16 protein-coding genes are annotated in these 18,754 nt (G+C 64.2%); 1 reads left to right on the top strand and 15 read right to left on the bottom strand.

Translation table 11 applies throughout. The annotated features are described in order from the left end of the window. Positions 1–2: 2 nt before the first annotated feature. The 10 genes from NKJ93_RS05910 to NKJ93_RS05865 form a co-directional block, all read right to left on the bottom strand. Positions 3–947: an ABC transporter permease gene (locus NKJ93_RS05910; protein WP_023721348.1), complete on the bottom strand. Its 945-nt coding sequence runs from the start codon at positions 945–947 to the stop codon at positions 3–5. Beyond that, complete coding sequence (locus NKJ93_RS05905) at positions 944–1,999, bottom strand: ABC transporter permease (RefSeq protein WP_023721349.1); 1,056 nt, start codon at positions 1,997–1,999, stop codon at positions 944–946. The genes NKJ93_RS05910 and NKJ93_RS05905 overlap by 4 nt, the downstream gene beginning before the upstream one ends. Continuing rightward, positions 1,999–3,504, bottom strand: a complete 1,506-nt coding sequence (locus NKJ93_RS05900; RefSeq protein WP_502895833.1) for an ABC transporter ATP-binding protein — start codon at positions 3,502–3,504, stop codon at positions 1,999–2,001. The genes NKJ93_RS05905 and NKJ93_RS05900 overlap by 1 nt, the downstream gene beginning before the upstream one ends. A 181-nt stretch (positions 3,505–3,685) precedes the next feature. Beyond that, positions 3,686–4,717, bottom strand: a complete 1,032-nt coding sequence (locus NKJ93_RS05895) for a BMP family protein (RefSeq protein ID WP_352451297.1) — start codon at positions 4,715–4,717, stop codon at positions 3,686–3,688. Between the two features lie 167 nt (positions 4,718–4,884). Further along, entirely contained in the window at positions 4,885–6,090 is a 1,206-nt protein-coding gene (gene pcaF / locus NKJ93_RS05890) for a 3-oxoadipyl-CoA thiolase (protein WP_352588126.1), read from the bottom strand. A 139-nt stretch (positions 6,091–6,229) separates the two neighbouring features. Beyond that, on the bottom strand, positions 6,230–6,991 hold the full coding sequence (locus NKJ93_RS05885; RefSeq protein ID WP_352588123.1) for an SDR family NAD(P)-dependent oxidoreductase: 762 nt from the start codon (positions 6,989–6,991) through the stop codon (positions 6,230–6,232). A gap of 11 nt (positions 6,992–7,002) precedes the next feature. Beyond that, complete coding sequence (locus tag NKJ93_RS05880; RefSeq protein ID WP_023721354.1) at positions 7,003–7,815, bottom strand: ABC transporter permease; 813 nt, start codon at positions 7,813–7,815, stop codon at positions 7,003–7,005. Further along, positions 7,815–8,678 (bottom strand): ABC transporter permease, encoded by an 864-nt coding sequence (locus tag NKJ93_RS05875; protein ID WP_352481004.1) that lies wholly within the window; start codon positions 8,676–8,678, stop codon positions 7,815–7,817. Before NKJ93_RS05875 ends, NKJ93_RS05880 begins: the two co-directional genes overlap by 1 nt. Positions 8,679–8,754: 76 nt before the next feature. Further along, positions 8,755–9,918: an ABC transporter substrate-binding protein gene (locus NKJ93_RS05870; RefSeq protein WP_352588120.1), complete on the bottom strand. Its 1,164-nt coding sequence runs from the start codon at positions 9,916–9,918 to the stop codon at positions 8,755–8,757. Next, positions 9,899–11,029 carry an ABC transporter ATP-binding protein gene (locus tag NKJ93_RS05865; protein WP_023721357.1) on the bottom strand — a complete coding sequence of 377 codons (1,131 nt, stop codon included), beginning with the start codon at positions 11,027–11,029 and terminating at the stop codon, positions 9,899–9,901. The genes NKJ93_RS05870 and NKJ93_RS05865 overlap by 20 nt, the downstream gene beginning before the upstream one ends. Positions 11,030–11,143: 114 nt before the next feature. On the opposite strand from NKJ93_RS05865, the gene NKJ93_RS05860 reads away from it, so the two are divergent. Further along, positions 11,144–11,956: a response regulator transcription factor gene (locus NKJ93_RS05860; RefSeq protein ID WP_352481005.1), complete on the top strand. Its 813-nt coding sequence runs from the start codon at positions 11,144–11,146 to the stop codon at positions 11,954–11,956. An 8-nt stretch (positions 11,957–11,964) separates the two neighbouring features. Here the strand turns inward: NKJ93_RS05860 and NKJ93_RS05855 are convergent, their stop codons facing one another. From NKJ93_RS05855 to NKJ93_RS05835, 5 genes are all read right to left on the bottom strand, one after another. Next, entirely contained in the window at positions 11,965–14,034 is a 2,070-nt protein-coding gene (locus NKJ93_RS05855; RefSeq protein ID WP_023721359.1) for a 3-hydroxyacyl-CoA dehydrogenase NAD-binding domain-containing protein, read from the bottom strand. Between the two features lie 119 nt (positions 14,035–14,153). Further along, positions 14,154–15,101, bottom strand: a complete 948-nt coding sequence (locus tag NKJ93_RS05850) for an ABC transporter permease (protein WP_352588117.1) — start codon at positions 15,099–15,101, stop codon at positions 14,154–14,156. 2 nt (positions 15,102–15,103) lie between these two features. After that, the gene (locus NKJ93_RS05845) at positions 15,104–16,078 is read right to left on the bottom strand and encodes an ABC transporter permease (protein WP_023721361.1); all 975 of its coding nucleotides are present in this window, start codon (positions 16,076–16,078) and stop codon (positions 15,104–15,106) included. 1 nt (position 16,079) lies between these two features. Next, the gene (locus tag NKJ93_RS05840; RefSeq protein WP_352494087.1) at positions 16,080–17,534 is read right to left on the bottom strand and encodes a sugar ABC transporter ATP-binding protein; all 1,455 of its coding nucleotides are present in this window, start codon (positions 17,532–17,534) and stop codon (positions 16,080–16,082) included. Positions 17,535–17,647: 113 nt separating this feature from the next. Then, a complete protein-coding gene (locus NKJ93_RS05835) occupies positions 17,648–18,661 on the bottom strand; it encodes an ABC transporter substrate-binding protein (RefSeq protein ID WP_023721363.1) in 1,014 nt (337 codons plus the stop codon). Positions 18,662–18,754 lie beyond the last annotated feature (93 nt).

The following is an 18,754-nucleotide window of genomic DNA, read 5'->3' as shown; positions in this document are numbered from 1 at the left end:
CGCTACCGCTCTTCGCGCCGGAACGGCTTGAGCAGTGCCGAAGGAGCCACCGCATTGCGCGACATCACCGCCATGGCGACGATGGTGAAGATGAAGGGCAGCATCAGGAACGCCTCATAAGGAATGTGGCCGAGCCCACTTGCCTGCATGCGCAATTGCAGCGCGTCGACGAAGGCGAACAACAGTGCGGCGCCTGCCGAGCGCCATGGATCCCAGCGGCCGAAGACGACGAGTGCGATCGCCACCCAGCCACGCCCCGAAACCACGCCGAAGGTGAAGGCGTTGAACTGCGCCATCGACAGGAAGGCACCGGCCAGCCCCATCAAGGCACCGCCGAGGATCACCGCCTGGAAGCGCGTAGCGATGACGCTGACGCCGGCCGAATCGGCGGCGCGCGGGTTTTCACCGACCATGCGGACCGACAGGCCCCATGGCGTGCGGTAGAGCACGAAGGCGGCCAGGGGAATAGACAGCATTGCCATGTAGACCAGCGAAAACTGGTTGAACACCGCCGGCCCAAGCACCGGAATACCGGATAATATCGGGATCGGCAGCGTCTCGAACCCCTTGATGTTCGGCGGTACCGATTGCTGGCCGAAGATCAGCCTGTAGAGGAAATAGGCAAGGCCTGAACTGAACAGCGTCACGCCGATGCCGCAGACATGCTGGCTGAGGCCGAGCGCCACCGTGAACAGCGCATGCACGGCGCCCATCAGCGCGCCGGTCAGCACGGCGGCGAGCACGCCAAGCCAAAGGCTGCCGCTGAGGCTCGCCGCGGTGAAGCCGGTCATTGCCGACAACAGCATGATGCCTTCGATGCCGAGATTGAGCACGCCGGCGCGCTCGGAAAACATCTCGCCCAGCGTCGCGAAGGCAAGCGGCGTGGCGATGCGGATGATGGCGGCCAGGAAGCCGACCTGGAATATCTGCTCCAGCACCACGCTCATTTGGCTATTCCCACGCGACGGATGCGATAGGCGGTGAACAGCAGCGCCACCAGCATGGCGAGCAGCGCCGTTCCCTGGATGACATCGCTGAGGAAGGCCGGAACGCCGGTCGCCCGCGACATCGCCTCGGCGCCGGTCATGACGGCAGCAAGGAAGATCGCCGCCGGCACGACGCCGAGCGGATTGAGCCTCGCCAGCATGGCGACGACGATGCCGGAATAGCCATAGCCCGGCGAGATGTCGCTCATCACCTGGAAATGCACGCCGCCGACCTCGCCGACGCCGGCAAGGCCGGCCAGCGCGCCTGATAGCAGCGCCGTCGAAATCAGCACCCGCTCGACATTGATGCCGCCATAGCGCGCGGCTTCCGGGTTCTCGCCGGTGACCCTGATGCGGAAACCAAGCGTCGTGCGCGCGACCACGAACCAGATGACCGGTGCGGCGACCAGCGCCGCGACGACGCCGAGATGCAGTCGCGTGCCTTCGAGCAGCACTGGGAAATTCGCTGAATCCTCGATCGGCGGCGAGATCGGGTAGCCGCTGAAACTATCCTTCCATGGGCCCTCGATCAGCGCCATCAGCGCGTAGAAAATGACCGAATTGAGCAGCAGCGAGCTGACCACGTCATCGACCCTGAATTTTACCCGCAGTGTGGCAGGGATCAGGGCGACGGCCGCGCCGGCGGCGGCGCCCGCCAGCGCCATCAGCAACATGGCGAGCGGCCCCGGCATCGGGATGGCGCCGACGGCACAGCTCGCCACCGCACCGGCCAGCAATTGCCCTTCGGCGCCGATGTTCCAGAATTTGGCGCGGAAAGCGACCGCCACGGCAAGACCGGTGAAGATCATCGGCGCGGCACGCACCAGCGTTTCGGTGATGGCGTAGCTGTCGCCCAACGACGCCGAAAACATCACGCCATATGCCTCGACGACGCCGGCGCCGGCCAATGCAATGAGGCCGCTGCACAGGATCAGCGTCGCGCCGATGGCGAGCAGCGGCAGCGCCAGATTGAACCAGGCGGGCGTTGAGGTGCGGGCCTCGAGACGGAACATCAGGCCTCCGCCCCGGTCATCATCAACCCGAGTCTGGCGACGCTGGCATCGGCGCTGTTCAGCGTGCCGACGATGCGGCCCTCATACATCACGGCAATGCGGTCGCAGAGCATCAGCAACTCTTCCAGGTCCTCGCCGATAACGATAATGCCGCAGCCCTTGGCGCGCATGTCGAGGAATTTTTCGTGGATGAAGCGCGCGGCACCAATATCGAGGCCGCGTGTCGGCTGCGAAACGATCAGCACCTTTGGGTCGAAGGCGAGTTCGCGCGCCAAAAGCGCCTTCTGCAGATTGCCGCCGGACAGCGCCCCGGCGCGCGTCATCGGCCCGGGGCAACGTATATCGTAGGCCTTGATCTGCGCCTCGGCGAAGGTGCGGATCGCATCCTGTCTGAGCAGGCCGTTGCGGCTGAACGCCACCGTGCCGATGCGCGGCAGCACCATCGAATCGGCAAGCGGCAGATTGGTGACCAGCCCGGTCGTCATACGGTCTTCCGGGATGCGGCCAAGGCCGAGCGCCTGCACTGCGCTCGGCGAGAACCGCGAAACGGCTTTGCCGGCTATCGTCATGCGGCCGGCATCGGGCGCTCGCACGCCGGAGATGACCTCGGCAAGCGCCCGCTGGCCGTTGCCGGAGACGCCGGCAATGCCGAGGATCTCGCCGCCGCGTACCGACAGCGACACATCGCGCAGCGCCATGCCGGAATGATGCGATGTCGAGATACCATCGAGGGTCAGCACCGCCGGACCCGGTGTCGACGGTCCCCTGGCCGGAGGCACGATCTCGTGGCCGCACATCAGCCGCGCCATCTCCGAAGATATCGTGCTGGCCGGCGTATCGACGCGGCCGGCAACGCGCCCGTGCCTGAGCACGACGCAGCGATGCGTCAGCGCCCGCACCTCGTTGAGCTTGTGCGAGATGAAGATGATGCCGAGCCCCTGTGCCGCCATCGAGCGCAGCGCCGAAAACAGTCCGTCGACCTCGGTTGGCGCCAGCACCGCCGTCGGCTCGTCGAGGATCAGCAGCCTTGCGCCGCGAAACAATGCCTTGACGATTTCGAGCCGCTGTTGCTCGCCGACCGACAGCGCCGAAACGGGAAGGTCCGGGTCGAGCGCCAGCCCATGCTGGCGGCCGATCTCGGCGAGCCGCGCCAGCCCCCCGGCGCGGTCGATCCGGCCCGATCTGCCGGGAATGCCGATCAAGAGGTTCTCCAGCACCGAAAGTCGCGGTGCGAGATGAAAATGCTGGTGCACCATGCCGATGCCGGCGGCCAGCGCATCGGCCGAGCTGTTGATCGCCACCGGCCGGTCCTGCACCAGGATCTCGCCGGCGTCGGGCGCATAGGCGCCGAACAGCACGTTCATCAGCGTCGTCTTGCCGGCGCCGTTTTCGCCGAGCAACCCGAGGATTTCACCCGGCGCGACGCTGAGATCGACGGCCTCGTTCGCCTTGACGGCGCCGAAGCTCTTGGTGATGCCGCGCATTTCGATGAGAGGGGCGGGCAAGGGCACTCCTGGTGAGAGATGGCGCGGATACCCCCCTTGCGGGGAGGTGCCGAGCGAAGCGAGGCGGGAGGGGTCCCCTCAACCGCCTCGACGTTTCAACCGACAAGGATGGAGCGGGTGGCAGGGGACCCCACCCGGCCCTGCGGGCCACCCTCCCCTCAAGGGGGAGGGGCGGGCGCACTCAGTCCGAGACCGGCGTATTCTCGTCCACGTCGACTCGGAAATTGCCGTCGAGGATCTCGGCCTTCTTCTTCTCGACCAGTTCCTTGACCTCGGCCGGCAGCGTCTTGTCGAATTTGTGGTACGGCGCGAGGTAGGAGCCGCCCTTGGCCATGCGCGAGAAATCGCCGTAATCCTGCGCGGTGAAGACGCCGGCCTTGACCAGCTTGATCGCCTGCTCGACGGTCGGATACATGTCCCAGACCGGCCCGGTGATCACCGTGTCGGGGCCGAGGCTCGACTGGTCCGACATGTTGGAGATGGCGAGGATCTTCTTCTCCGCCGCCGCTTCGATGACACCGAAGCGCTCGGCATAGATGACGTCGACGCCGGCGTCGATCTGGGCGACGGCCGCTTCCTTTGCCTTCGGCGGGTCGAAGAACGAGCCGATGAAGGCGACCTTCTTCTTGATGTTGGGATTGACCTCCCTGGCGCCGGCAAAGAAGGCGTTGACCAGCCGGTTCACTTCCGGAATGCCCATCGCCGCGACCGCGCCGATCGTTCCCGATTTTGACATCTTTCCGGCGATCATGCCGGACAGATAGGCCGGCTCGTGGATCCAGTTGTCGAAGACACCGAAATTCGGCTCGGCCGGCCCGGCGCCGGAACCGAACAGGAAGGCGGTCTTAGGAAACTGCTTGGCCGTCCTGCGCGATTCGCGCTCGGCGGCGAAGGCATCGCCCAGCACCAGCTCATAGCCGCCTTGCGCATATTCGCGCATGACACGGCTGAAATCGGCGGTCTGCACCTTCTCCGACCATTTGTATTCGATGCCGAGTTCCTTCTCGGCCTTCTGCAGGGCGACGTGGATCTGGTTGTCCCACGGCTCCTCGATCGGCGTGGCGAAGATCGCCGCCACTTTCAGCTTCTTGGTCTTAGCAAAGGCGCTGCCCGGCAGCATCGCCGCCGCCAGGCCGAGCGCGCCCAGTTCCAGCACGTTGCGTCGCGAAAGCCCTTCGCGTTTCGATTGGATTCTGCTCTTCCCGTTGTCCATTGCATGCCCCTCTGATTGGCGCCGTGTCGAGCCGGCTCTCTTCTCTGGAATATCAGCGAAGGAACTATGGAACGGTGCCCGGCTTTTGTCCACATGGTCAAATTTGAAGGGCGGAACGACGTGGGAATTCGCGCAGCCGCACCTTCAGAACGGCCGGAATTGCTCGCTCACAATCTCTCCAGCGCCACCGCTATGCCCTGGCCGACACCGATGCACATGGTGGCAAGCGCATAGCGGCCGCCGACTTCGCGCAGTTCCAATGCCGCCGTGCCGGTGATGCGCGCCCCGGACATGCCGAGCGGATGACCGAGCGCGATGGCGCCGCCATTCGGGTTGACGTGCTCCGCATCCTCGGCAATGCCGAGTTGGCGCAGCACGGCGATGCCTTGCGAGGCGAAGGCCTCGTTGAGCTCGATGACATCGAATTGCTGCGGCGTCAGGCCGAGCCGGGCGCATAGCTTTTGCGTGGCCGGCACCGGGCCGATGCCCATGAGGCGCGGCGCCACGCCGGCCGTGGCACCGCCGAGAATACGGGCGATCGGCGTTAGCCCGTAGTTTTTCACGGCTGCTTCCGAGGCAACGATGAGCGCCGCCGCGCCGTCATTGACGCCCGACGCGTTGCCGGCCGTGACCGTGCCGCTTTGCCGGAACGGCGTCGGCAGTTTGGCCAGCGCCTCGATCGTGGTACCCGAGCGCGGATGTTCGTCCTTCGAGACGACGATCGGGTCACCCTTGCGCTGCGCGATCGTCACCGGCGTGATTTCCTTTGCCAGCCGGCCATTGGCTTGTGCGGCGACCGCCTTGTCCTGGCTGCGCACGGCAAACGCATCCTGGTCGGCGCGAGAGACGGCGAACTCTTCCGCCACGTTCTCGCCCGTCTCCGGCATCGAATCGACGCCGTATTGCTTCTTCATCAGTGGATTGACGAAGCGCCAGCCGATCGTGGTATCGTGAACTTCGGCATTGCGCGAAAACGCGGTCTCGGCCTTCGGCAGCACGAACGGTGCGCGCGACATCGATTCGACGCCGCCGGATATCATCAGCTCCGCCTCGCCGGCCTTGATCGCGCGCGCTGCGATGATGACGGCATCCATGCCCGAACCGCAGAGGCGATTGACGGTCGAGCCGGAAATCTCCTTCGGCAGGCCGGCCAGCAGCAGTACCATGCGCGCCACGTTGCGATTGTCCTCACCGGCCTGATTGGCGCAGCCATAGACGACGTCGTCGATGGCAGCCCAGTCGATGCCGGGATTGCGCTCGACCAGCGCCCTCAGCGGGATTGCGCCGAGATCGTCGGCACGCACCGCCGACAACGAACCGCCGAAGCGGCCGATCGGCGTGCGGATGTAGTCGCAGATATAGGCCTCGGCCATTATGCAGCTTCCTTTGCGCTGACGATTTCTGCTCCCGGCCCAGCCATGTTGGCCGCATTCTCCTTGAGACGAAAGCACATCTTGCCGCCGGCCGTTAGGCCAAAGGGCATTTCAGCTCCCGCCCGCCGGGAGCTGCGGATCAGCCGATGCTTTCACCGCCGTCGATCACCAACGCCTGCCCGGTCATGAAGGACGAGCGGTCCGAAACGAGAAACAGGATCGCTTCGGCAATTTCCTCCGCGCTGGCCCAGCGCTGCATGGGGATCTTGGTGCGGACATAGTTTTCGATCGCCGCCCGCCCGCCCATCTGCGCGATAAACGGTTCGTTGAAGGGCGTGTCGACCCAGCCGGGGCACAACGCGTTGACGCGGACATTGTGCCGGGCATAGTCGAGCGACATCTGCCGGGTCATCGCCACCACGGCATGTTTTGAGGTTGCGTAGGCGATCATTTCGCGGTCGTAGAACACACCCGAATTCGAGGCGGTATTCAGGATCACCCCGCCGCCTTGCGCGATCATCGACGGCATGACCAGCCTGGCCGCGAGGAACTGCGCCCGCACATTGATCCGCCAGGAGGCATCCATGCCGTCGGCGCCGACTTCGGTCAGCGTGCCGCCGACCTGGATCCCGGCATGATTGTGCAGGATGTCGATCCGCCGATGCCGGCCCAGCGTTCCTGCGACGAGCTGCTCGACCGCCGCATCGTCGCCGACATCGGTGGCGACGGCTTCGGCCCGACCGCCGGACGCACGAATGTCGGAAGCGGTTGCTTCCCCCGCCGCCTGGTCCCTGTCGGCGATCACCACGAGCGCGCCTTCCCTGGCCATTATCATGGCGCCGGCACGCCCGATCCCCGACCCTGCGCCCGTCACCACGGCGATGCGATCTTTCAGAATCATGTTTTTGTCTTTCAGTGGGATGGTTTTCGCTGGCGCAATTGCCATTGGGCGAGCACCACGAGCAGAACGGAGGCGACGAGCACGATCGTCGCGATGGCATTGATCTCCGGCGTGACCCCGCGCCGGATCGAGGCAAAGACATAGATCGGCAATGTCGTCTGCGCGCCGGCGACGAAAAAAGCGACGATGAAATCGTCGAAGGAGAATGTGAAGGCGAGCAGGAAGCCGGCGACCACCGCCGGCATGATCTGCGGCAACACGATGCTGCGGAACGTCGTCAGCGGGGTGGCGTAAAGATCGCTCGAAGCCTCGACCAGATTGCGGTCGAGGCTGCCGAGGCGCGTGCCGACGATCATCGCCACCAGCGCCATCGAAAACAGCCCGTGCGCGGCGATGATCGAGCCATAGCCGAGCGCCAGGCGCGGTGGCTGATCGTTCGGCCACAGCGAAGCGACAAACGGGTTGACCACCCCGAATAGCTGGACCAGCGCGACCAGCGTCGAGATGCCGATGACGACGCCAGGAACGACGATCGCAGCACCCAAAAGCGCATCGAAGACGGCTCGCGTCCGCGCGCCGACACGCGCCAGGCCAAGCGCCGCCGCGGTGCCGCAGAGTGCCGCGAGCAAGGCGCTGGTCGTGGCGATTAACAGGCTGTTCTTCAGCGCTTCGACCAGGAACGGGTTCGCCAGTGCCTTGCCGTACCATTGCACCGAGAAGCCAGTGAACTCGCTGGCGTGGTGGCCGGCGTTGAACGAGAACAGCACCACCAGCGCGATCGGCAGGTAGAGAAAGGCAAAGACCGCAACGACGAAGGCACGCATCAGATCAGGTCCACCCGGCGGGCACCCGAAAGCCGTGTCGAAATGCGGTTCGCGGCAAGCAGCACGACCACGGAAACCGCTACAAGGGTTATGGCGATTGCCGATCCGAACGGCCAGTTGCGCGATTGCAGGAACAGATCGACCAGCGCGTTGCCGATGAAGAAGACCTTGCCGCCGCCGAGTAGCGTTGGGATCAGATATTCGCCGAGCAACAGGATCATGACCAGCGAGAAGCCGGTCATCACACCTGGCAGCGACAGCCGCAGCGTCACGCCGAGGAATGTCGAGATCGGCGTCGCGCCGAGATCGGCGGAGGCCTCCAGCAGCCGGCGATCGAGCCGCTCGAGGCTGACATAGATCGGCAGGATCATCAGCGGCAGATAACCATAGACGATGCCGAGCAGAACCGCTCCCGGCGTATTGATCAGCCGCACATCCTCCATCCCGACATAGGCCAGCAGAGCTGGGACGCCGCGCCCGCCAAGCACATACATCCAGGCATAAGTCCGCATCAGCAGGCTGGTCCAGAACGGGATGACGACAAGCGCAAGCAGGATCAGCCGCCACCGCTCCGGCGCGCGCAAGGCGAGGTAATAGGCGACCGGATAGGCAACGAGAAGACAGGCCAGTGCACCGGCCGGCGCCAGCACCATGGTGTTCCAGAAGGCGGTCGCCCGCGCCGGAAGATTGGCATACTGCGCCAAGGTGAAAGCGGCCTGATAGCCGCCTTCCGGCGCCCGCTCGCCGACGCTGAAAACGGCGATCGCCACGAACGGCAAAACTAAAAACACCAACAGCCATGCGGTCGCCGGACCGAGCAGCAGGGCGGTCAGGAGATTGTGACGAAGAACATTGCTGCGCATTGAAAAATCGCCCCGATGCCGGCGGACATCTGTCCGCCGGGGGAGTTGCCTGCATCGGACCTTTGGTCCGCCCGGTTCAAGCCGACTTGAAGCGTGCCATCAATTCGGCCCGGCCCGGGTCGGTCAAGGTCGCGGCTGCACCGAATTCGAGTGGCTTGAGCAGATCCGCCGCCGGATAGAGGATCGGATTTTCCAGCACCTCCTTGGGCAGCAGCGCATTGACCCGCGCATCGGTGGAAGGCGCACCGTTGGCCAGGTGCTCCTTGACCGCGACTTTCGGGTTCATCAAATAGTTGAGCAAGGCATAACCCGCAGGCTTGTTGGGCGCATCCTTGGGGATTGCGTAGAAGTCGGTCCAGATCTCGCCGCCTTCCTTGCCAAGCACGTAGGCGATTTCGGGGATGTCGCGGTGGAGCTGCGCCCCGTCATTGGTCCAGCACATCGTCATCCAGGCGTCGCCGGCACGCATCGACGGCTGGTAGTCGCTGGAGACCGCGAACAGATGCGGCTTGACCTTCAGCAGCAATTCCTCCGCCTTGGCGAGTTCGTCCGGCTTCAGCGAGTTGAACGAGAAGCCGAAATATTTCAGCGCGTTGCCGATCGTGGTCAGCTGGTAATCATGAACCATGGTCCGGCCGTCGCCCTCCGCCATCGCCGTGTCCCAGAATTCCTTCCAGCTCGTCATCGGCTTGGCCAGTTTCTTGGTGTTGACGGCAAAGCCGGTGGTGCCCCAATTCTTCGGCACAGCGTAGGCCACGCCGTCGATGGTGCCTTCCCCAGTGAAGCGCGGGTCTTCTTGCGAGCCGTCATAATTGGCAAGCTTGGCCATATCGAGCGCTTCGATGATGCCGAGCTTCTTGTAAGTCGAGATCGTGTAGTTGGTTGGAACGAAAAGGCTCCAGCCCGAGGCGCCGGCCTGCAGCTTGGCCAGCATCTCCTCGTTTGAGCCGAACACATTGACCTCGACGGCAACGCCGGTCTCGGCCTGGAAATTCTCGAACGTCGCCGGGTCGTGATAATTGGGCCAGGTGGCAATCGACATGCGGTCGCCAAGACCTTCCTGGGCGAAAGCCGGCGCCGGCATGATGCCGAGCTCGCGGGCCATCACCGCCGTTGCGATGCCCAGGCCGGTAAGGCCAAGGAACTCGCGGCGGCCGATGGAACCCCGCTTGAGGCGCATCAATTGATCGACGAACTTTTCAGGGCTTATCGGCAGTCCGTCACGATATGATTTCGACATTTTTGTTTTCCCTCTGGTTGGTCCCGTTATTCTCCGGAAACGCCAGCGGCGTTCCGGCTGCAAAGCCGATGGCAACAGGTTCACCCGGCTTGAAGAGATTTCCACCGCCAATCAGATGATCGGCCTTTGCGAGCAGCGTCCCGATGCCCTGGACCTCGATTGCATATTCCGCGGTCGAACCGAGAAAGATCCGGTTGCGGACAAGCCCGTTCAGCCGGCCGCTTCCGGGCGCGCCGAGGCTTAGCGATTCAGGGCGCAGGCTGACCGAAACGGCTTCACCCTGAGCCATCGAAGTCCGCTTGCGCGCGGCAATGACAGTGCCATCGGCAAGCGCCACCTCGACGAGCTTGCCCGAGAGCCCGACGACCTTGCCGCTCAACAGATTGGTCTTGCCGACGAAATCGGCGACAAAGAGGTCGGCGGGTTCGTCGTAGATTTCGCTCGGCTGCCCAAGCTGGACGATACGCCCGCCATTCATGACGCAGACGAAATCGCTCATCGACAGTGCTTCTTCCTGATCGTGGGTGACCAGGACGAAGGTGATGCCGATCTCGCGCTGCAGGTTCTGCAGCTCTATCTGCATGTCGGTGCGCAGCTTCTTGTCGAGCGCCGCCAGGGGCTCGTCGAGCAGCAGCACCGCCGGTTTGTTGACCAGCGCCCGCGCCAGGGCGACACGCTGCTGCTGGCCGCCGGAAAGCTCATGGATCTTGCGGCGTCCATAGCCGGCAAGCCGCACCATGGCGAGCGCCTCGCCTGCTTTCAGGCTGATCTCGCGCGACGACAGGCGCGGCCGCGCCTGGCGCAGGCCATAGGCGATGTTGTCCTCGACATCCAGATGCGGAAACAACGCATATTGCTGGAACACCATGTTGACCGGCCGCCGATAGGGCGGCGTGCCGGCCATGTCGTGGCCACGGATGAATACCGCGCCTTCGCTTGGCTGTTCGAAGCCGCCGATCATGCGCAAACAGGTTGTCTTGCCGCAGCCGGACGGCCCGAGCAAGGCGACAAAGGCAGACGGCGGGATGGCAAGATCGATGCCGCTGACCGCGATCACGCTGCCGTAGCGTTTGGTGACCCCGCGAAACTCGATGTCGGGCACTGCGGTCAAAGCTGCGGGCTCCAGCGGCTAGTTGATCTCGAAACGCTATCAGAGCCAATGGCGGCTAGTATATACCTCCCAGGTGGTATATTTTGTCTATTTTCTCGTCTGGAGGGGTATGAATTGGGCGTTTCGCGCAGCGATGAATACAGCCGGCTCGCTGCGCTCATCGCAGCGACGCGGGAGACCAGCGGCGAGCTTTTCGGCAAGGCAATGGTGGCCTGGCTCCGGCAGCATGTCAGCTTCGATCATTGCGTGATCTTCGGCTATCGCGGCGCCTTACGCCCGCCGCTGCTGTTCGAGACATTCTCGCCGGCCGACAGCCACGTCTTCGTCGCGCTCTATCAGGAAGGGCCTTATCTGCTCGATCCGTTCCACCATGCTGCGGTCGAGCGCAAGGAAGGCTTTTGGCGCATGCGCGAATTGGCGCCGGATCGCTTCTATGCCAGCGAATATTACCGCTCCTATTACAGCCAGACCAGACTTGCGGAGGAGGTCGGCTTTTTTGTGCCGCTGCCGGGAAAGGACGCACTGGTGCTCTCGCTGATGCGATTGCGCGCTTCGGGACCTTTCGGAACCGCCGATGCGAGGTTGCTGCGCGACATGGCGCCTGCGGTGATCAATCTCATCAGGCTGCGCTGGCATGATCTTCCGGCCGACAAACCGGCAGAGACGAAGCAGGACGAAACGATTGCTCCAGTCAGCGAGTTCGAACGTGCTCACATCTGGAAGAGCCTTTCGCTCACGCCGCGCGAACAGCATGTCGTCGACCTGGTGCTTCAGGGCCATTCCACGGAATCAATCGCCAGGGCGATGCGCATCGTGCCGGGAACCGTAAAAGTCCATCGCCGTAACATCTACCGCAAGCTCAAGATCAAATCGCAGGCGGGCCTATTCGCGCGTTTTGTCGAGATCATGGATGCACGGATTCGGTAGTCCCAAGTTCAGCCGGCAGCGCCGTCCCAGGAACCGGTTTCGGCCATTTGCCTGAGCAGAGGTGCCGCCCGGAAGACGTCCTCGCCGGTCTGCTGGTGCCAGTGATCCAACCGCCGGATGATCTTGTCCACGCCTTCGCGGCTTGCCCAGAACATCGGCCCGCCCTTGCCGACCGGGAAGCCATAGCCGTTGACCCAGACGACGTCGATATCGGACGCGCGGGCGGCAATCTGTTCCTCGAGGATTTTGGCGCCCTCGTTGATCATCGGATAGAGCGTGCGCTCGATGATCTCCTCGGCGCCGATTGCCCGCGGTGCAATGCCGCGTTCAGCAGCCTTGTTGTGGATGAGCGCTTCGACCTCCGGATCGGGCAGCGGCGTGCGCGAACCGTTCTCATAGCGATAGAAGCCGCTGCCGGTCTTCTGGCCGAAATGGCCCTGTTCGCACAACGTGTCGGCGATGTCAGCCGTCTGGCCACGCGCCTTGCGGTTGCGCCAGCCTATGTCGAGGCCGGCGAGATCGCTCATCTGGAACGGCCCCATCGGCCAGCCGAAATCGGTGAACACCTGGTCGACCTGGCGCGGCATTGCACCCTCGAGCAGAAGCGCCTCCAGTTCCGCACCCCGCGCCGCCAGCATGCGGTTGCCGACGAAGCCGTGGCAGACGCCGACGACGACCGGCACCTTGCCGATCCGCCGCGCCAGATCGACGATGGTCGTCAGCACGTCCGGCGAGGTCTTGTCGGCGCGGACGATTTCCAGAAGCTTCATGACGTTAGCCGGCGAAAAGAAATGCATGCCAAGGAGATCTTGCGGCCGCGACGTCGAAGCGGCGATCTCGTTGACGTCGAGATAAGAGGTGTTGGTGGCAAGGATCGCGCCCGGTTTGGCCACCGCATCGAGCCTGCCGAATACCTCCTTCTTGACCGCCATTTCCTCGAACACAGCCTCGACGATCAGGTCGCAATCGGCGAGGTCTGCATAGTCGGTGCTGCCCCTGAACAAAGCCAGCCGCTGGCGCTTGGCGTCTTCGCTCAGCGACCCGCGGGTGACGGAAACGGCATAGTTCTTGTCGATCGTCGCCAGCCCGCGTTGCAATGCTTCCTGCGTTGTTTCCAGCAAGGTCACGGGAAGACCGCCATTGGCGAACGCCATGGCGATGCCGCCGCCCATCGTGCCGGCGCCGATGACGCCGACCCGGGCGATCTTGCGCCTGACGACATCCTTGCCGGCAAGCTTTGCCGCCTCACGTTCAGCGAAGAACAAATGCCGCTGCGCGCGTGATTGGTCGCCGGCGACAAGCTTGACGAACAGGTCGCGTTCGGCCGCCAGCGCTTCGTCGAAGGGCAGCGTGAGGGCGTTGCGGACCGACTGCGCACAGGCTATCGGCGCCTCGAGACCGCGCGCTTTGCCCGCAAGCGTTGCCGCCTCCTTGTCGAAGGCCGGCAAGTCGGCCTGGTCGAGGCGATCGTTGCGGTCGCGCACCGGCGTGAACGGACCGCCTTTCGCGGCCGTTTCGCTGGCGAAACTCACCGCTTGCGCGGTCAGGTCGCCATCGAAGACGGCATCCACCAGACCGGCGGCGCGCGCCTCGGCCGCATTGATCGGCGTTCCCGAAACGATCATGCTGAGTGCCTTCAGCGGACCAACCAAGCGCGGCAGGCGAACCGTGCCGCCGCCGCCCGGCAGCAGGCCGAGCTTGACTTCCGGCAGGCCGAGCCTTGCCGCTCGGTCGGCAACACGGAAATGGCAGCCGAGCGCCAGTTCCAGGCCGCCGCCGAGCGCAGTGCCGTGAATGGCGGCGACCGTCGGCTTGGCGATGGTTTCCAGCACGGCGACAATGGCGCGCAATTCCGGCTGCTGCGCCGGTCTGCCGAATTCGGTGATGTCGGCGCCGGCGACGAAGGTCCGCCCGGCGCAGGCTATCACGATTGCTCCCACCGACGGCTCGTCCCGCAGGGAAACGAGCGCCCGCATCAACGGCTCGCGCACATGGAAGCTCAGCGCGTTGACCGGCGGATTGTCGATGGTCACCAGCGCGACGTTGCCGTGCCTTGTAGTGCTGACGAAATCGGGCACGCAAACCTCATACAATGATGTTGGCCAGGAGCCCGACGGGATTTACAGCGCTGGCATGCGGATGGGAACCACATGTTTGCGGGCCGGATCGATATCCTCTCGCCGCCGGGTGGCCTGCCTTAGCGCAGCGCCTTCTGCCCGCCGGCCGCGGTGATGACGCCGACGATGATCAGCCCGGTCAGCACCAGGCGCACGCCGACGCTTACGCCGAACGTGTTGAGCATGGTCAACAGCAGCACGAGGAACAGCGCCGCGCCCCAGACCCCCGGCACATTGGCCTTGCCGCCGGCTACCGACGTGCCACCGATGACGACGACCGCGATCGACGCCAGCAGATACTCATTGCCGATATCGACATTGGCGCCGCGGAAATAACCGGCGAGCAGTGCACCGTCGAGGCCGCCGAGCGCGCCCGACAGCGTGTAGGTGAGGAAGCGGGTGCGGCCGACATTGACGCCTGCCAGCCAGGCGGCGCGGATGTTCTGGCCGATCGCCAGCACCGAGCGTCCGTAGATCATGCGCTGCAAAACGATGCCGGCGCCGATGGTGAACAGCACGGTCAGGATCGCCAGCACCGGGATGCCGAACACCTGCCAGTTGGTGAAATCGGCAAAGCCCGGCGGCGGCTTGATCTGCAAGCCGCGCCCATAGCTGATGTCGACCGACTGGATGACGAAGCTGGCCGACAGCGTCGCGATGATCGGCGGAATGCGCAGCGCCCATATCAGAAGGTAGTTGACGGCACCGATCGCCATGCCGCAGGCAAGCGCGGTCAGCAGCCCGACCGCGATCATCGCATCATTGCCGTCCATGACCTTCATGGCGACAGCACTGGCAAGGCCGATATTGGCCGGCAGCGACAGGTCGACATTGCCCGGCCCGAGCGTGATGACGAACATCTGGCCGACGCCGACGATGACGGTGAAGACGGCAAGCGACAGCGCCGCCGTGATCATCCCGCCTCCGCCATAGCCGCCGGTGAAGGCGATCGTCGCCAGCCACACCAGCAGCGCCCCGAAGAACGACCAGATCCAGGGTCTGGCGAGCAGTGTCCGCAGCGAGACCATGCTCACCTCTCCCTGCGGCTGATCAGCACCCGGGCCGCCAGCACGATGATCAGGATGGCGCCATTGGCGGCAACCTGCCAGTCGGGCGGAATGTGCATGAACGTCAGCAGTGGCGATGCGGCCAGCGCCAGCGTCAACGCGCCGATGACGGCGCCGATCGGCGACACCCGGCCGCCGACGAACTCACCGCCGCCGAGGATGACGCCGGCGATCGAAAGCAACGTGTAGCCATTGCCGATATTGGCGTCGGCCGAGGTGGTGATGCCGATCAGCGCCATGCCGGACAAAACGCCGAACAGGCCGGTCAGCGCAAACAGCGCGATTTTGGTACGGAGCAGCGACCAGCCGGCGCGCTTGAGTGCGGCTGAATTGCCGCCCGATCCACGCAGGATGACACCATAGGAGGTGCGCATCAGGCCAAAGTGGACGACCGCCGCGATCAGCAATGCCGCGATGATCGGGAACGGAATGAAGGGTGGCTTGAAGGCCATCAGCGCCAGCAGCCAGTCCGGCGCCTTGCCGCCGGGCTTTGGCAGGATCAGGATGGCCAGGCCCTGCCAGACGAAACTCATGCCGAGCGTCACCACGATCGAGGGCAGGTTGCGCAGATGGATCAGCGCGCCGAGCAGCGCGTAGACACCGATCGACCCGAGCAGGATGACGACGCCGAGCAACGGCGCGTCCTTCAGCCATGTCGCCGTGACGCAGCCGACGAAGCCGACAAAGGTGCCGATTGACAAATCGAGCTCGTTGCCGGCGATGACGAACATCTGCGCGATCGTCGCCAGCGCGATCGGGATCGCCAGATTGAGCATCAGGCTGAAGCCGAAATAGCTGATGGCGCGCGGGTTGAGCCAGGCGATAGCGATGAGCACCAGCGCCAACGACAGTGCCGGCAGCAGGCTGCGCAGCATGCGCGCCCGCCTCGTGGCGCGAGCCGACGATTTTAGCCCATTCTCGATGGATGCCGCCGTCATCTCAGGCCGCGTCGCCAAACGAGGATTGGATGATCTTTTCCTCCGTCAGTTCGTCGCGACGAAGGTTGGCGACGATCCGGCCGTTCTTGAACACATAGATGTGGTCGCAATTGTCGAGCTCTTCGGTTTCGGTGGTGTACCAGAGGAATGTGCGGCCATGGCGAGCTTCTTCGCGCACGAGATCGTAGACTTCGAGCTTGGTTCCGATATCGACGCCGCGCATCGGATCGTCCATCAGCACGATCTTGGCGTCGGAGCCGAGCGCCCGCGCGAACAAGGCCTTCTGCTGGTTGCCGCCGGACAGCGAGAAGATGTTGTTGTTCATGTCGGGCGTGCGGATGCCGATTTTCCGCTGCCACAGCTGGGCGAGCTCGGCTTCGCGCTGCGGCGAGATCAAGAGGCCGTTGCGCAATCGCGCCAGCGAACGGATGCCGATGTTCTCGGCGATCGACCATTGCGGAAAAATCCCGTCCGACTGGCGGTCGCCGGCAACCAGCGCCACCGGCGCGGTGACCTCGATGCCGGTCTTGGCGCGGGAAGCCGCGGCAAAGATCGCCAGCAACAGGTCGGTCTGGCCATGCCCGGCAAGTCCGGCAAGGCCGATGATCTCACCGGCACGGGCGATGAGCTCATTGCCGTCCTGCTGTCGCGCCGGCCGCGCCCGGACCCGCAGCGGACCGGGCTCCGGCTTGCCGCTCGCAATCTCTGCGGCGGCCTTCTCGCGCGCCTCCGCTCCGCCCATCGCCGTCACCAGCCTGTCGCGGTCGAAGGCGTCGGCCTGCCCGGCGGCGACCACCTTGCCGTCGCGCATCACCACGATGCGATCGGCATTTCCGAGCACTTCGCCCAGCACATGCGAGATCAGGATGCAGCTCTTGCCGGCGGCGATGAAGCGGCGCACGAACGCCAGCAGCTGGCCGGCGGTATGCGCATCGAGCGAGGATGTCGGCTCGTCGAGGATGACCAGTTCGAGCGGCTCCTGCGTGACCGTGAAGGCGCGCGCCACCTCCACCATCTGCCGGCTGGTGATGGAAAGATCGCCGACGATGTCGGATGCCGAGATGCTGTGGCCGGGGAATATCTCGTCGAGCTTGGCGGCAATCAGATGGGCGGCCTTGCGCCGCCAGCCGAAGCCATTAAGCGAGGCGTGGTTGATCCGCGTATTCTCGGCGACGCTGAGGTTCGGGCAGAGCGACAGTTCCTGGAAAACGCAACGTATGCCGAGCTGCTGTGCGCGCGGCACCGAATAACTTGCCTCGACGCCGCCGCGGACCGCGATCTGCCCGCTGTCGGGGGTAAGCGTGCCGGCCACCATATGCATGAGCGTCGACTTTCCGGCGCCGTTATGGCCGACGAGACCGACGCATTCTCCGGCACGAACGCTGAAATCGACACCGTCGAGCGCCCTGACGGCACCGAAATGTTTTTCGGCGCCGCCCAGTCTTATGATGTCCATACTGACGGCACCGAAATGTTTTTCGGCGCCGTCAGGCCTGATGATGTCTGCACTGGCCTCGGGCATCCCTCAACGATACCCGGTTATCTGTGGCGGCAACAATAGTGCCATGCTCACTTGATGTTGGCCTTGATCGCCGCGACGGCGTCTTCCTGCGTGTATTCGTGGCTGGCGACGCCGCCCTTCGGAATCTTCGGCAACGCTGCCTCGAAATCGTCCTGTGTGAAGGCGAGATAAGGAACCAGCAGGTCGTGCGGCACGTCGGTGCGGCCGTCGAGCACTTGCTGCGCCACCCAGAAGGCAAGCGTCGATACGCCTGGCGCGATCGAAGCCGACCAGGTCTGGTAACCGTCCTTTTCCTTCTGCTCTTTCCACCATTGCAACTCGTCCTGGCGATTGCCCATGATGATGGTCGGGCGCGGCTTGCCGGCGGCGGCAAAGGCCTGCGCCGCGCCGTAGCCGTCACCGCCCTGGTCGACGACACCGACCACATCCGGCAGCGACGGCAGGATCGTCGCTACGGCCTTCTGTGCCGTGGTCTGGTCCCAGTCGCCGGTCACCGAGCCGACGATCTTGAACTCGGGATGGGCGGCGACACCTTCGAGGATGCCGGCATGGATGGCATCGTCGATCGAAGTGCCGGCAAGGCCACGGATTTCCAGCAGATTGCCACCCTTGGGCTGGAACTTGGCCATCTGCTCGACTTCCTGCTTGCCCATGTCCTTGAAGTCGACGACGACGCGGTAGGCGCAGGGTTCGGTGACGATGCCATCGAAGGAGACGACGACAATGCCGGCGTCGCAGGCCTGCTTGATGGCGCCGTTGAGGGCATCCGGAGATGCCGCGTTGATGACGATCGCGTCATAGCCCTGCAGGATCAGGTTCTGCACCTGGGCTGCCTGCGTCGGCACTTCCTTGTCGGCCGTCGTGAAGACGTCGGCGGCGCCGACCACCTTGTCGGCGACTGCCTTCTTGGTGACGATGCCGTAGCTGTCCAGCATCGCCTGCCGCCACGAATTGCCGGCGTAATTGTTGGAGAAAGCGATCTTTTTGCCGCTGGTATCGGCAAGCGCGGTGCCTGCGGCAAGCATCGCTGCAAGGGCGCCCAAAACGAATATTTTCTTCATGTCATACTCCTCCCGTGAGTTGCTGTCTTACTGGTGGCTAATGGCTGGCTGGTGGCTAATGGCTGATACGCTCACAATGCTGTTTTTTATCTA

The sequence above is a fragment of the Mesorhizobium sp. M0028 genome, assembly GCF_040323855.1.
Lineage (GTDB): Bacteria > Pseudomonadota > Alphaproteobacteria > Rhizobiales > Rhizobiaceae > Mesorhizobium.
This window is presented reverse-complemented; position numbering and strand designations above follow the sequence as displayed.